Origin of the sequence: Pedobacter miscanthi (assembly GCF_032678605.1) — a bacterium.
In the GTDB taxonomy this organism is placed as follows: domain Bacteria; phylum Bacteroidota; class Bacteroidia; order Sphingobacteriales; family Sphingobacteriaceae; genus Pedobacter; species Pedobacter miscanthi_A.
Genome location: NZ_JAVTSU010000003.1, coordinates 262,975 through 277,453, shown reverse-complemented (window position 1 = coordinate 277,453; position 14,479 = coordinate 262,975). Strand labels below are relative to the sequence as shown.

The 14,479-nt window shown below is 39.4% G+C and carries 16 protein-coding genes; 8 read left to right on the top strand and 8 right to left on the bottom strand.

From position 1 onward, the window contains the following. Positions 1 to 24: 24 nt before the first annotated feature. From R2R28_RS06300 to R2R28_RS06280, 5 genes are all read left to right on the top strand, one after another. Positions 25 to 663 carry a hypothetical protein gene (locus tag R2R28_RS06300; protein WP_316824861.1) on the top strand — a complete coding sequence of 213 codons (639 nt, stop codon included), beginning with the start codon at positions 25 to 27 and terminating at the stop codon, positions 661 to 663. Continuing rightward, the gene (locus tag R2R28_RS06295) at positions 660 to 1,511 is read left to right on the top strand and encodes a nucleotidyl transferase AbiEii/AbiGii toxin family protein (RefSeq protein ID WP_316824860.1); all 852 of its coding nucleotides are present in this window, start codon (positions 660 to 662) and stop codon (positions 1,509 to 1,511) included. The genes R2R28_RS06300 and R2R28_RS06295 overlap by 4 nt, the downstream gene beginning before the upstream one ends. A gap of 42 nt (positions 1,512 to 1,553) precedes the next feature. Then, complete coding sequence (locus R2R28_RS06290) at positions 1,554 to 1,787, top strand: hypothetical protein (protein ID WP_316824859.1); 234 nt, start codon at positions 1,554 to 1,556, stop codon at positions 1,785 to 1,787. Beyond that, positions 1,787 to 2,044 carry a nucleotidyl transferase AbiEii/AbiGii toxin family protein gene (locus R2R28_RS06285; protein WP_316824858.1) on the top strand — a complete coding sequence of 86 codons (258 nt, stop codon included), beginning with the start codon at positions 1,787 to 1,789 and terminating at the stop codon, positions 2,042 to 2,044. The genes R2R28_RS06290 and R2R28_RS06285 overlap by 1 nt, the downstream gene beginning before the upstream one ends. Before the next feature lie 477 nt (positions 2,045 to 2,521). Further along, on the top strand, positions 2,522 to 3,649 hold the full coding sequence (locus R2R28_RS06280; protein WP_316824857.1) for a TlpA disulfide reductase family protein: 1,128 nt from the start codon (positions 2,522 to 2,524) through the stop codon (positions 3,647 to 3,649). Between the two features lie 109 nt (positions 3,650 to 3,758). Here the strand turns inward: R2R28_RS06280 and R2R28_RS06275 are convergent, their stop codons facing one another. After that, positions 3,759 to 6,680, bottom strand: a complete 2,922-nt coding sequence (locus tag R2R28_RS06275) for a TonB-dependent receptor (RefSeq protein WP_316824856.1) — start codon at positions 6,678 to 6,680, stop codon at positions 3,759 to 3,761. A 220-nt stretch (positions 6,681 to 6,900) separates the two neighbouring features. Between R2R28_RS06275 and R2R28_RS06270 the strand changes: the two genes are divergently transcribed. From R2R28_RS06270 to R2R28_RS06260, 3 genes are read left to right on the top strand one after another with little or no spacing between them, the layout of a single operon-like run. After that, positions 6,901 to 9,330, top strand: a complete 2,430-nt coding sequence (locus R2R28_RS06270) for a penicillin acylase family protein (RefSeq protein WP_316824855.1) — start codon at positions 6,901 to 6,903, stop codon at positions 9,328 to 9,330. A gap of 6 nt (positions 9,331 to 9,336) precedes the next feature. Then, a complete protein-coding gene (locus tag R2R28_RS06265) occupies positions 9,337 to 9,696 on the top strand; it encodes a hypothetical protein (RefSeq protein ID WP_316824854.1) in 360 nt (119 codons plus the stop codon). A gap of 19 nt (positions 9,697 to 9,715) precedes the next feature. Continuing rightward, a complete protein-coding gene (locus tag R2R28_RS06260) occupies positions 9,716 to 10,699 on the top strand; it encodes an acyl transferase (protein ID WP_316824853.1) in 984 nt (327 codons plus the stop codon). Here R2R28_RS06260 and R2R28_RS06255 read toward each other — a convergent pair whose 3' ends face one another. From R2R28_RS06255 to R2R28_RS06225, 7 genes are read right to left on the bottom strand one after another with little or no spacing between them, the layout of a single operon-like run. Continuing rightward, the gene (locus R2R28_RS06255; protein WP_316824852.1) at positions 10,700 to 11,137 is read right to left on the bottom strand and encodes a Fur family transcriptional regulator; all 438 of its coding nucleotides are present in this window, start codon (positions 11,135 to 11,137) and stop codon (positions 10,700 to 10,702) included. Positions 11,138 to 11,157: 20 nt separating this feature from the next. Next, the gene (locus tag R2R28_RS06250) at positions 11,158 to 11,607 is read right to left on the bottom strand and encodes a hypothetical protein (RefSeq protein WP_316824851.1); all 450 of its coding nucleotides are present in this window, start codon (positions 11,605 to 11,607) and stop codon (positions 11,158 to 11,160) included. Beyond that, positions 11,604 to 12,041 carry a hypothetical protein gene (locus R2R28_RS06245; RefSeq protein ID WP_316824850.1) on the bottom strand — a complete coding sequence of 146 codons (438 nt, stop codon included), beginning with the start codon at positions 12,039 to 12,041 and terminating at the stop codon, positions 11,604 to 11,606. Before R2R28_RS06245 ends, R2R28_RS06250 begins: the two co-directional genes overlap by 4 nt. Then, positions 12,038 to 12,475, bottom strand: coding sequence for a hypothetical protein (locus R2R28_RS06240; RefSeq protein WP_316824849.1), 438 nt, complete (start codon positions 12,473 to 12,475; stop codon positions 12,038 to 12,040). The genes R2R28_RS06245 and R2R28_RS06240 overlap by 4 nt, the downstream gene beginning before the upstream one ends. 4 nt (positions 12,476 to 12,479) lie before the next feature. Further along, a complete protein-coding gene (locus R2R28_RS06235; RefSeq protein WP_316824848.1) occupies positions 12,480 to 13,694 on the bottom strand; it encodes an ABC transporter permease in 1,215 nt (404 codons plus the stop codon). Next, a complete protein-coding gene (locus R2R28_RS06230) occupies positions 13,694 to 14,320 on the bottom strand; it encodes an ABC transporter ATP-binding protein (RefSeq protein WP_316824847.1) in 627 nt (208 codons plus the stop codon). The genes R2R28_RS06235 and R2R28_RS06230 overlap by 1 nt, the downstream gene beginning before the upstream one ends. Further along, positions 14,313 to 14,477 carry a hypothetical protein gene (locus tag R2R28_RS06225; protein WP_316824846.1) on the bottom strand — a complete coding sequence of 55 codons (165 nt, stop codon included), beginning with the start codon at positions 14,475 to 14,477 and terminating at the stop codon, positions 14,313 to 14,315. Before R2R28_RS06225 ends, R2R28_RS06230 begins: the two co-directional genes overlap by 8 nt. Positions 14,478 to 14,479 lie beyond the last annotated feature (2 nt).

The window sequence follows — 14,479 nt, the reverse complement described above, 5'->3', positions numbered from 1 at the left end:
TTTATCTTACTTATTTTTTACATTATGAATATTCAGACAGCTCTTATAAGTAAATCTCATCAACCGATAACCCATCAGCTGCTAGTCGATTTGTTAAAAGATTATAAAAGACCAAATGATAAAATACTGGCATTAAAGGCTGATGGATTGATCGAACCCATAAAAAAAGGACTTTATATTGTGGGGAGATCTGTCGGACCGGAGAGGCCTGAAAACGCATTATTGGCTAACCATATACTCGGGCCGAGTTATCTTTCGATGGAGAGCGCACTGTCGCATTACGGGCTCATCCCGGAAAAAGTTTATGCAGTTACCTCAATGACAACAAAGGCGTCCAGAAAATTCGAAACTCAAATAGGGTTATTCACCTATACAAACCTTCCTTTGCCATACTATGCTTTCGGCTTGGCCATGATAAACTTTTCCAAAGATCAGAAAGCGATGGTTGCAACCCCGGAAAAAGCCTTATGTGATAAAATTGTCACAACAGCAGGTATTAATTTAAGGAGCGTTTCCTCAGCAAAAGATTATGTATTCAGGAATCTTCGGATGGAAGAAATTGAAATTGCAAAATTTGATGTATCAGCTATAAATAGCTGGCTTGAACATGCCCCTAAAAGTACAAGCCTGGAAATGCTAACTAAAATGATCGCAACAATATGATAAAAGACTGGCTAGATAGCTATCATCCAGCTAACAGAGATGAGGCAAAAGATGCATTAAGGGAAATTATGCAGCAAATTGCCCTTGCCGGACTAAACCGGGCCGGTTTTTTTGAAAAGGCAGCATTTTACGGAGAAACAGCACTAAGGATATTTTATGGTTTAGACCGTTTTTCAGAAGACCTGGATTTTTCCCTGCTCGCTCAAAATCCTGATTTTTCCTTAGAAAAATACCAGGATGCTGTTGTAAACGAATTTGCGGCACTGGGTATGCAGGTATCCATTACTGAAAAGAAGAAAACAATAAAGAATAATATCAATTCAGCATTTTTAAAATCGGAAACCATCTGGAAAGAACTCGTTTTGAAAGAGATTATTCCTCAAAACGGGCTTAAAGAAGTGGCAAATATCAAAATCAAAATCGAGGTAGACATAGAACCGCCACTGGGTTTTGCAACAGAAGAAAAACTATTGTTACAACCCTTTTCGTTTTATGTAAAGTGTCTTTCACTTCCTGATCTTTTCGCTGGAAAAATGCACGCACTTTTATTCCGCAAATGGGGCACCAATGTTAAAGGGCGCGATTGGTACGACATGGAATGGTATATTAAAAAAGGTTATAAACTTAACCTCAATCACTTCCTCCTGCGAGCGATAGATAGTGGCGACTGGAAAAAGGATAAAATCAGTGAAGCAGAATTCAGGGTTTTATTAAGCGAAAAGATTAATCATGTAAAATTAGATTTTGTTAAGGCAGATATCTCACGTTTTATTAAGGACCCTAAAAAACTTGAAATATGGTCAACACAGTATTTCCATGATTTGGTTGAAAAACTAAAAATCAGTTAAGGCATTTGAGAAACCAAAACTTAAATATAAACATTTTTGATTATGGAAAAATTGATCAGTAAATTTAAAGGAATCCATCCAGGGATTATTTTGGAACGGGAACTTAAAAGGAAAGGATTAAAAAAAGGTCCGTTTGCACTTTCACTGAATGAATATCCACAAACTCTAAATGACATTACAAAAGGCAAAAGAGGGATAACAGCCTCTCTTTGGATTAAATTTGACCAGAGGCTTGGCTTGGAAGAAGGCACGATGTTTCTACTTTACTTGAGCTGATGCAGGTTCCCGAATTAGCAGAGTTTAGACTGGTCGGTGGAACTGCACTGAATTTTTATCTTGGTCATCGTTTATCAGTTGACATAGACCTTTTTACTGATGCAAAGTATGGATCAATTGATTTTGAACGCATTGAAAAACTGTTAAGAAAAAAGTTCAATTATGTTCAAGGCGATTTCGGACTATTTGCCGGTTTAGGAAAATCCTACCTTGTTGGCACAGAAAAAGACAATGTTATAAAACTTGACCTCTTTTAGAGTATGGATCCATTTTTTGAAAAACCCGTATATCAAGAAAAAACCGGGATGGCATCCATACCAGAAATTATTGCAATGAAAATGGATATTGTACTAAGAGGCGGGAGAAAAAAGACTTTTGGGATCTGCACGAACTTTTAGATATTTATACCCCAACAGCAATGATCGAGATGCATAAAAAACGTTTTGAATGGACGCACGATGAATTTCAAATCAGGAAAAACTTCACTAATTTTCATCAGGCAGGTAATGATTTTGATCCAACTGTCTAAAAGGAAAAATCTGGTAATTTATTAAGGAAGATTTAACCGAAGCAATGGATAAATAAAATTAACCGAATCACCTAAAACATAGCGTTAAAAAAAATCAAGCCAAATTTTAACATAAGATAACATCTGTTACCGCAAAAAACTTTTCATTAAAACCTATATTGCAATTTTAACAATGCTCATTAATAGCTTTACCAATAGCGCTAACATGAAAAAAATTGCCGTCGCCTTAATCTTTGCCTCGTCGTTTCCACTATTTACCCTCGGGCAAACAAACAGCTTAAAAAACTTTACCATTTCAGGAGAGGTAAACCTTGATACAGGAACTGTTCAACTTCTCCCTAATGAATTAAACACAGCCCTTTATCCAACTGGTTTTAAACCGGTAAGTGCCAAAATAAATAAAGGAAAGTTCAAATTTAACGGGCAAATAGATGGACCAGTGTGGATGTATTTCAAAATTGGCGATAAATATCAATCTGCAGGCACAGCTATAAGCCCTGGAGAGCAGCATATTTCGATCGATACCGCATTGAATTATAAAGGGCCAATCAATGATAATTTAGTGATGAAGGATGCTAAAAGTTATGATCAGTCACTTATTCCTGCAGATGCATTACGCAAACAATACCGATTACATTACGATAGTTTGTTTAGTATCTATGGCAGAAAATTCCCTGAAGAAATTGACCTGAAATCAATGAAGGAACTGAAAGCAACTTATGAGGCTAATGATGCTGCAATTTTATCATTCGCTAAAGAAAATCCAAATTCTTATTATGCACTTTATCAGTTATATGCGCTTTTAAATTTTGGTTATAATGCTACTTTAGGCAACACGTTCGAACGTTTTTCAACAACACTTAAAGATTCAAGACTTGGCCAGGCTACGTTGGAGCGGATTTTATCTTCGAAACAGATTGCTGTTGGCGAAATACTCCCCAAATTTAATGTCGTGGACTTAAGAGGAGTAAAAATTGCAGATAATGTATACAATTCCAATAAACTAACCTTAATAGATCTGTGGTATAGTCATTGTATGCCCTGTATCGCTCAGTTTGAAGACTTAAAAGGAATCAGAAATACATACCTTGATAAAGGCTTCGAAATAATTGGAATTTCAACAGATAAAACCAAGTACATAGAAGATTGGAAGCTTGCCATTGATAAGTATAAACTAACCTGGCCGCAATATTTAGATTTAAATGGCATTGAAACCAGCAAATACAATATCCATATTTTTCCAACGAGCTTGTTGGTTAACCAGCAAGGTAAAATTGTGGCTACCGGACTTACTCCAGTTGGGTTAAAAGAATTCCTGAAAGAAAATTTGTAATATCAAAATATACCACGGACTGAAACTGTTAAAAAATATTCTTTCATCGTACATAAAAAAGCCCTTCATACTTTAAAGTAAGAAGGGCTTTTTGAGTATAACCAGAAGCTTATGGATTAAAGCTATAAGCTATATAATAAATTGCTCCTGCTGATGGATTGCCATAAGAAGTGAAATAATATTTATTCAATACGTTTGAGCCACCGAGTTTAATTACCGATTGTACTGAAGGAATTCTTAAGCTAACCTGTGCATCAAGCGAGCTGTATGCCGGCACCTGACCTGAGGCGAAAGAAGAATTCCAGTAGAACTGATCCTGCCAGCGGTAAGAAACGTTGAAACCAAAGTTTTTAATAATCTCTTTATTACCTAAACCCAGGTTATAACGGATTTTCGGTGTATTGAAATCGTTAATGTAATTTTCAGGTAAATCGCCGATCTGGTTGTAAGAAACGTTTCCACTAATGGCATATTTACCAACCAGGTAATCTAAACCTAAAGCAGCACCGTACGAGGTTACTTTGCCAGCTGCATTTACGGGAACGCCGAATTTCACAAAACTGCCGTTTACATTCTGATACACATCAACTGCAGTGATAAAATCTTTATAGATGTTGTAATAACCATAGGCATCAATCAATAAATTAGGTAAGATTAAACCTTTATAACCCACTTCATAAGACTGAACACTTTCAGGACGGACACCTTTTGCATCAAAAGTATATTGCTGTAAAAGTGCTTGGTTAGGGGTACCGGTTGCTGCCGAAGCTAAAAATGCACGGTAACTCACATCTGTAAATGGTTTATTGCTATCAAGATGGTATTTACTGAACATAACTTCTGGCAAACCACCAATCAGGCGCTGAGATCCGCCTCCTACAGAAAGGTCGATATACTGGTTTTGAGTGGTTGGATTACGATAACCCGTTTGATAAGAAACCCTGATGTTATTGTTTTTTGCCACGGTGAATACACCTGTTATCCTTGGGGTAAACCTGCCTTCAAAATTCTGGCTTTTATCGTAACGGCCGGCAAAAGTAAACTTAACTTTATCGTTAAAAAGTTTTTTACCGATTTGTGCAAAAGCGCCATATTCTTTAATATCGATTGACTCGTTTAAATCGTTAAAAATGGTTCCTGCTGAATTTAAATCGTATAAACGGTATGATGCACCTACCTGAAACTCGACTACTTTATTAAAAAGGTTGGTAAAGTTGTACATGCCTTCGTAATGGTAAAGGTTAGATTTGTCGTCGAATTTTGCACCGTAAACACTTTTAGAAGGATCAACTGAATTAATATTGGTTGCGCTGATGGTGGTGTTTAAAATTTTATCTTTTGCCACCTCATACTGTGCGCTGCCCGGTACAAAACGGCCCTGATCTGCAATACCTCTGGCAAAGGCCTGTGCTTGCGCATCAGTTTGTCCTGCAGCCCTTGCACCTACATAATTGCCAATATACTGCGGAAACCACGTGGTTGATGGTTTAGAAACCTCATTGATGTAACTGCCCAAAATCGAAGAAATATAAGAATCACCTGACCGTTCCTGCGTGGTATAGGCTTTTAAGAAAAAGTCTTCCCCTTTTAATTCCAATTTATATTGGCCGATATTAAAATTACGAAGCGAATAACGGTCAGATCCAGTATATACTGAGGTACCTGTACCCCAGTTGGCTTGTCCTACTATTTGTACCGTATTGCTAATATTGTAATATAATGCTCCGGATGCTTTTAACGATTTGGTATCATAATCAACCAGATTTTCTTCGTTATAACCAGTTCTGGAAATATTTTGATCAGGAATTAAACCAGCTTTTAAACCTACATAAAAAGGCAGATAACTTTGCACCGCAGGCCTTACCCCTGCTGGTAAACCAGCTAAAAAACCTGCCTGCTGTGCAGCATTTGGAATGGCATTTCCAAAGACACCATCTAATGATGATTTAATATTTGGAATTAAACCACCTGTAGCAGCATTAATCCCGGCTATAGTTCCATTCTGAACACTAATGGCCACATTACGCATATTCTGGCTTACTTCATCACCATACACGTTGATACCATCGTAATTAGGATCGCTGCTTCTGTCGCCGGATTTTGCTGCTCTCGCAACCCTGTCGAAGTTTGAATAGTTGTTACCAAACCAATCTTTGGCCTGTAAAAATGAGAATGCTGCTTTTACCCCAAACTTATTGTTCCACGATCTTGCCACACGTACATCCAGTTGTTTAAACGGCTGTACCTTGCTGTTATCATCGTTAACATGGTTGATACCGGTTTTAAACTGAAAACTATTCCCCGGATATTTAAAAGGGTCTTTAGATGTCATTAATAAAGTACCATTTATACCGCCAGCACCATAAAGCGCTGAGGAAGCACCTGGCAATAATTCTACATTATCTACATCCAATTCGGTTATACCCACAATATTACCTACCGAGAAATTCAGGCCCGGTGCCTGGTTATCCATTCCATCAATATATTGGTTAAAACGGGTATTACCGTTTGAATTGAAACCACGGGTATTGATGGATTTAAAAGTTAAACTCTGCGTACTGCTTTCTACACCTTTCATATTATTTAAGGCGTCATAGAATGAAGGAGCTGCTATTTCCCTGATCGAGGCTGCACTCATGCGCTCGATAGAAACCGGCGATTCTAAAATCCGTTCTGGCGTACGTGAAGCCGAAACCACCACATCTCCACCCAATACAACAGCTGTTTCAATTTCGAAGTTAATACCTGTAGTATTTCCGGTAATCTGCTGTTCTACAGCACCATAACCCACATAAGAGGCTACTAAAGTAAAAGGGACTTTTGCTGTTGTGGTAAAGCTGAAACTGCCATTGCTGGTAGAAGCTGTACCGCCAGATTGGCCTTTAATGGTTAAACTTACGCCTGCAAGGCCCTCTTTTGATTGCTTATCTTTTACGGTACCACTCACCGTAATGCTTTGTGCCTGAGCCACAATATTAATTGTGCACATCAATAATAACACGTAGAAGATCTGTGTAAAAATTCTGCTCATAAAAGATTGTTAATTTGGTTATGGAGTGATTAGTTAATTCGGTTGTTTGTATTATTAGTTATATAAACTTAAATCCTTTTTTTGAATTAAACAAATTATGTCAGCATAATAATCTCAATTCAAATTATAATTTTGATTGATATACAGTTTGTTGTATTTTGCATGAAACATAAACCGTCATTTTGCGCTATCTTAGTAAAAGACTTGTTAGCTAACCATTATGAATAAAATTAAGGCCTTATTCTGCATCGTCATTCCGATAGCATTAGCTTTTTTATTTAATACCAAATTAGGTAGTACGCCTCCTTTGTTAAAATTCCTCAACCCATTTATGGGCTTCTGGCAAAATGCAGAGAACAATCACTTTATGTTTAACCATAAAGCGAAAATTAAAGGGGCAATAGATAAAATTGAAATCGTTTTTGACGACCGCATGATCCCACATATTTTTGCACAGAACGATCACGATCTTTACCTGGCGCAGGGTTATGTAACGGCCATGCACCGCCTTTGGCAGATGGATTTTCAAACCCGTTTTGCAGCGGGCAGAATTAGTGAAGTAGTGGGGAGCAAAGCCATTGAGGTTGACCGTTACCAACGCAGAATGGGTATGGTTTATGGTGCAGAAAACTCTTTAAAGGGCATGATGGCCGATCCAAAGGCCAAAGAAATGATTTTAGCCTATACCGAAGGGATTAATGCTTACATCAAAACACTTTCGCATGCCAATTACCCGCTGGAATATAAAATACTCGATTTTAAACCAGAAGACTGGACGCCTGTAAAATGTGCCTTGTTGCTCAAACAGATGTCGGCCGTTTTAGCCATGGGATCAGACGAGTTTTACATGACCAATATCCTGAAAAAATTCGGTCCTGAGGTTACCAAAGATCTTTTCCCTGATTATCCTTTCCGTGAAGATCCTATTATCCCTGTAGGCACCAAATGGAATTTCTCACCGCTGCCAATCCCTAAAACACCAGAAAGTTTTACACAGGCACAAACCGGCGAGGTAAAAACAAAAGAAAAAGTAGAAGGCATCGGTAGTAATAACTGGGCGCTATCAGGTGCTAAAACTGCTTCAGGTTACCCAATTTTGGCAAACGATCCGCATTTGGACTTAACGCTTCCATCCATCTGGTACCAGATTCAATTGCATGCACCAGGGGTGAATACCTATGGTGTTTCTTTGCCAGGTGCACCCGGCGTTATTATTGGTTTTAACCAGAAAATTGCCTGGGGTGTAACCAATGTTGCTGCTGATGTACTGGATTTCTATCAGATTAAATTTAAGGATTCATCACACAATGAGTATTGGTACAACAACCAGTGGAAAGCCACCAAGAAAAGATTGGAAACCATCAAAATCCGCGGCGCAAAAGATGAAATAGATACAGTTTATTATACCCACCACGGGCCAGTGGTTTATTTCCAGAAACCAAAATACGGCAGGGCCGATAATGTACCTGTTGGCGATGCTTTAAGGTGGATAGCGCATGAGGAATCGAATGAACTGATGACTTTCTACTACCTCAATCGTGGAAAAAATTATACCGATTACCGCAAAGCTTTAACTTTTTATACCGCTCCGGCACAGAATTTTGTTTTTGCCAGCGTGGATAATGATATCGCCATTACGCCAAACGGTAAATTTCCTTTAAAATGGAAAGATCAGGGTAAATTTATCCTTGATGGTACCGATCCGGCTTACGATTGGCAGGGCTGGATTCCAAATGCACAGAACCCAACGGTAAAAAATCCGCCGCGTGGTTTTGTCAGTTCAGCCAATCAATCTTCAACGGATAAAACTTATCCCTATTATATCAACTGGGAATTTTCACCCTATGAACGTGGCAAGAGAATTAACGACCGCTTATCGGCCATGAACAAAGCCACAATGGATAGTATCCGTTTGATGCAGACTGATAATTACAGCATTTTAGCACAAAACCTGGTACCGGCATTGTTGCCTTTATTAAACAATGAGCAGTTAAATGCTACACAAAAGGAAGCACTTTCTTACCTCAACAAATGGAACAAACGTTACGATGCACATGAAATTGCCGCCAGTGTATTCGAGATATGGACCAAACGTTTAACTTATGATATCTGGGCGGATGAATTTGAAGTTAAAGGTATCCCGATGCGTTATCCATCAAGAGACCGCACAGTAGAAATGATCTTGAAGGAACCCAACGCAACCTGGTACGACAACATCAATACCCCTAAAAAAGAAACACTTGCTGATCTGGTAAATGAATCTTTTAAATATAGCTGCGATAGTTTGGAGCGGCGTTTTGGTCCGATAAATAAAGATTGGGACTGGGCAAATGTAAAACAGAGCAACGTACCTCACCTGGCCAAAATACCCGGATTTGGATCAAAGATTTTACAGATTGGCGGAGCAAAATCGACCATTAATGCACTGGGCGAAAGCAACGGTCCATCATGGAGGATGGTGATTGAATTGGGTAAAACACCAAAAGGACATGGCGTTTATCCTGGCGGCCAGTCAGGCAATCCCGGAAGTAAATTTTATGATAACATGATCGATACCTGGGCAAATGGTAAATTATACGATCTGTTTTATATGCAAAGTCCTGATGATAAGTCGGGTACAATTATCTCTCGTTTAAAAATTTCTAAATAGGCTAAAATGGTTTTCATTGTTATCGTAATAATCTGTTTTTTCTTGCAAATGATCGCTCCCTGGTGGATCATCATTGTTATTTCTTTTGCAACTTGTGGTATTATCGGCAAAACCGGCAAAATTGCCTTCTGGCAATCATTTCTGGCCATCTTTTTACTTTGGATAGGTTATGCACTTTTTAAGAGCCTGCCTAACGATAATGTACTTGCCGGGCGTGTAGCGGTGATGACAGGTATAAAAATCTGGTGGGCTTTGTTACTGGTTACCGGTATTTTAAGTGGTTTGGTTGCCGGGATCAGTGGTTATTGTGGCTACCAGTTCCGTATGGCGATGCTGGCAAAAAAAACTGACGAGAAAATAGCATAATGCTTCGTACTTTTGCAGCGTGAATTTAACAGCTGAGGATATATTTTCTATAAAAAGTGCCGGTGATTTTAATGCGCTGGCCTTAAATATTTTTAAGTTACAGGCCGAAAACTGTAATGTTTACCGCGAATATATTTTTCATTTGGGTATCGATGCCGATGAAATAACAGCCGTAGAACAGATTCCATTCCTGCCGATCAGCTTTTTTAAAAGTCATTCGGTATTGAGTAATACGGCTCCAGTTGAGGTTACTTTCAGCAGTTCGGGTACGACGGGTATGGCACAGAGCAGCCACCATGTAACCGATGTAAAACTTTATGAGCAGAGTTATCTCCAGGCTTTTACCCAGTTTTATGGAGCGGTTACAGAATATTGCTTTTTGGCACTTCTTCCGTCCTACCAGCAACGCGCTGGTTCATCCTTAATCTATATGGTGAACGACCTGATTGAAAAAAGCGCACATCCACAAAGTGGTTATTTCTTGTATAACCATGATGAGCTTTTACGTACCCTACTCAATCTCAAATCGAAAAAACAGAAAACTGTTCTAATTGGTGTTACTTATGCCCTGCTCGATTTTATTGAAAATTTTGATATTGACTTCCCTGAACTGATTGTAATGGAAACCGGTGGCATGAAAGGGAAACGTAAAGAAATGGTGCGTGAAGAACTGCATGAGCAATTAACTAAAGGTTTTGGTGTAAAAGCCATCCACAGTGAATATGGGATGACAGAATTACTTTCTCAGGCTTATTCTTTAGGCGAAGGTGTTTTCAACTGTCCGGAATGGATGCAGGTGCTCATACGCGATACCAATGATCCTTTAAGTTTGATGCCAAACGGCAGGACTGGCGGCATCAACGTAATCGATCTGGCGAATATCAATTCTTGTTCATTTATTGCTACGCAGGATCTAGGCAGAATCAATCCCGATCAAAGTTTCGAAGTGCTGGGCAGGTTCGACAATGCCGATATCAGGGGCTGTAACCTTTTGGTACAGTAATTAATTTACCTTATCTGAGCAGTTTGCGCAAAGGCCGGTAGCAATCAGGTTTAAACGCTCTACTTTAAAACCAGCAGGCACTTTTAATGCCGGAATTTTAACGGCATCCAAGCAATAAATTTTATGACAGTTATCGCAGTTAAAATGCACATGCTCATCGTGATGTTCGTGTGCACTGCAGCTATCCGAACAAATGGCGTAATTGGCAGTTCCCTGCTGATCTAAAACCTTATGGATAATTCCTTTTTCTTCAAAAGCCTGCAATACACGGTATAAAGTAACGCGATCGGCATCCTTACCCATTACCTGCTCTAAATAGGGCTGAGAAGTTGCAGAATCTCTTCCACTCAAAATTTCCAGCACCTGCAAACGTGGGGCAGTTCTTTTTAATCCGTTTTTAACCAAAAGTTTTTCGAAACGCTCTGTGTTATTTTCCATAGCAATACAAAAATAAGCAATTAATTAATGAGTTTGGCATTTTTGATGGTGATTGGTGGTGCATAACTTGCATCCTTTTGTTCCAATTTTAAAATTCCTTTTACATGGATCGGCTTTTCGCTGTAAGCTGTGGCACTTTCCATTTCAATCATAATCATCACCGGAACACCATTTTGTCCACAAAAATAACATTGGTTAATGGGCAGTGTGGCCAGCAAGAATTTCTGTTGTTTCTGTCCGCTTTTTATTGGGATAAGGTAACCGGTTAAATCAAATTCACGGTTTTCAAAACGTTTGATCGATTCAGAGAACATTGGGAAAAGTTCATTTTTATCGGTCAGTTCAAATTTTACCGAACCGATTACATCCCAGTTCAAAGAGCGCAACTGATCGTTAGGATTGTGTTTCTGTACTTGTGCCAGCGCAGTAACGCTCCAAAACAGAAAGGAAATAAAACAGAGTTTTTTCATTTTTTTACAGCATCTAACAGGAAAAAGGCAGACCGGCTATCACCCGAATCGTTGATTACAAGTTTGCCTGTAAGGATTATGGGCTCTTCCGTCCAGGTTATGGGTTTTAACGTTTTCACCTCTATCATCGATGGAATATCGCCGGTACCACAATACGGACACGAAGCAACCGGTACAATGGAGAACATAAACTCGGTAAAACTATTGCCCACCTTAGTTGGAATGATAAAACCAGGCAGTTCAACGATCTTATTATTAATTGCCTTTAACGCCGGTGGAAAGATGGCCTGCCAAACCAGGGGTTTAACCTGTTTATCGTATTTAAGCCCGATGAGGTTCCAGGTTGGCGTGCGCATATCGGTATGTACATTTACCTGCGCAATAGCCGTAAAAGAGAAAAGCACCAATAAAAATGAAATATATTTTTTCATCATAACTGTTTTGCATTTAAAAGGAAAAACTCACTCCGGTCATCTCCTGAATCGTTAATAATGAATATTCCCTTAAGTTTAACCGGTTTTTCGGTAATGGGAATGGCACTCAACATTTTCACCTGGATCATGGCTGGGATATCGCCCGAGCCACAGTACGGACAGGAGGCAATGGGCACAATAGAGAACATAAACTCACTAAATTTCGAACCTACTTTGGTGGGAATAATATAACCCGGCAGTTCGATTACCTTATTATTTAAGGCTTTTAACGCTGGCGGAAAAATACTTCCCCATTTACCAGGTGCTAGTTCGGCATCGTACCTCAAACCGATTACATTCCAGGTTGGCGTGCGCATGTCGGTATGTACCCGAACCTGCGCCGCCGATAACTGGACACCTAAACATAAAACAACCCAAAAAATCAATTTCTTCATCACATTAACGGTCTTTCGTTAAAGTTGCTGCAATATCTACCTTGTAAATCTGCATGGCCGGAATCAGGGATGCCAGCGTGCCGATCAATAATCCAATCCAGATTAAATAAACCTCTTGCGGCACAGCAATAAATCCGGTTAATTTTGCCTGTGATGATTCCTGGTTGGCTCCGATTACTTCAAGCGCCAAATGGCCCAGCAGTAAGCCAAAACAAGCACCGATCAGCGTTACCAAAATCCCTTCGAATAATACAAGGAAAAACAATTTTGATTTTGAAGCGCCAAGACAACGCATAATGGCCAGGTCGTATTTACGCTCTTTCATGGCATTATACAGGCTGATGAAAATACTCAGCGCTGCAATGGCCATAATAAATACCGCGAACCACTGTAAGGTATCAATCCCAACCCCGATTAGCGAAAACAACCTTGCACTTTCCATCGCTGGCGAGGCCGCCTGCATGTTGGTGCTTTGGTTTACCATCCTCGGAAAAAGAATAACCGACATCGGCGATTTATACTGGATCAATAATGCGGTAATCTGTTTATCGTTAATTTCTTTGGCTTCTGATGAAGCATGGTTATGGACAGCTTCTTCATGCTTTTCTTCGTGCATTTTATACACGCTGCCAATGTTGGTGAGGATCAGGTTATCAGTAATATTTCCCTGTGGCTTTAAAATCCCTTTCACCACATAAGCATGCTGCTTATGAATATCTCCATTACCGGTTAAGCCATGTGCACCAAAAAAAGAATCGCCGATTTTTAGTTTTGACGCAGTGGCGACTGTACTACCTAGGGTTACTTCTAAATCTTTTTGCCAGAAATTACCTTTCTCAATGGATAAACTATAAAGATGACTGAAAGTGGTATCGGTACCTACAATTCGGTAACCGTTATAATTATCGCCCAATGCCAACGGAACGGCCCTTTTAACCATGGGGTGATGTGCCAGTTGATAAGCATCCTTAGCCGGAATATTTCCTGTTGGGTAATCAATATGATAAATACTGCTTAATATTAATTGCAGCGGGCTTCCCTTCGCCCCCACCACAAGATCGATATCTTTAGCGTTCCTTTCGAGTTTATTTCCAATCTGGTTAGATGCCAGAAATAAAATAGACAGGATGCCGACACCAAAGGCGACTAAAATAATGTTGAGGATAGTCGTCAGTTTATTTCTGACGAGGTTTTTGCTGCTGATTTTAAAAATATTCATTAGAGTAGATAGGTTTTAGCAATATGTTCCCGCACCCTTTGATCGTGCGTGGCAATAATCAGTGCTGCACCATTATCTTTCGCCTGGGCTGTGAGCATCCGGATCACCTGTGCTGCATTTTCGTCATCTAAGCTCGAGGTTGGTTCATCGGCGATTAGCAGATCGGGTTTATTTACCAATGCCCTGGCCACCGAAACCCTTTGCAACTGTCCCTGGCTCAACTCATCAGGATATCTTTTGGGCAGCTCCGCAATATCAAGTTCTTTTAAAAGCAAAAGGTTACGTTCATGGTCAGTTGGCAAACCAGCCATTACCGCAGCAAGCTCCAGGTTATCGAGCACATTAAGCGAACGAATCAAGTGTGGCCTTTGAAAAATAATACCGATATGCCTTCCCCTGAAACGGTCCATATTCCGTGCGGTTAAACTGTAGAGGTTGGTATCGTTGATCAGAATTTCTCCTTGTGTTGGCTTTAACAAACCTGAAATAATATTTAATAAAGTGCTTTTACCGCAGCCCGATGCCCCGAGCAAAAGCCATTGGTCCATGTCTGCAATTTCCCAATCGGGAAATTTTATTCTTCTTCCCTGTTCGTAAACATGGGATAATGATTTGATGTTAATCATGATATACCGTTTTTTGCACTTTTTTAACCATTATATTTTTAATGGCATAACGCCTGTAAAGTTCTATAGCATCATTTGTACCATGCTTACAAGCAGGATTCAACATCGTAATAAAAAGCAGGGAAGGGATAAAAAGTATTTTATGATTTTTAAACATGG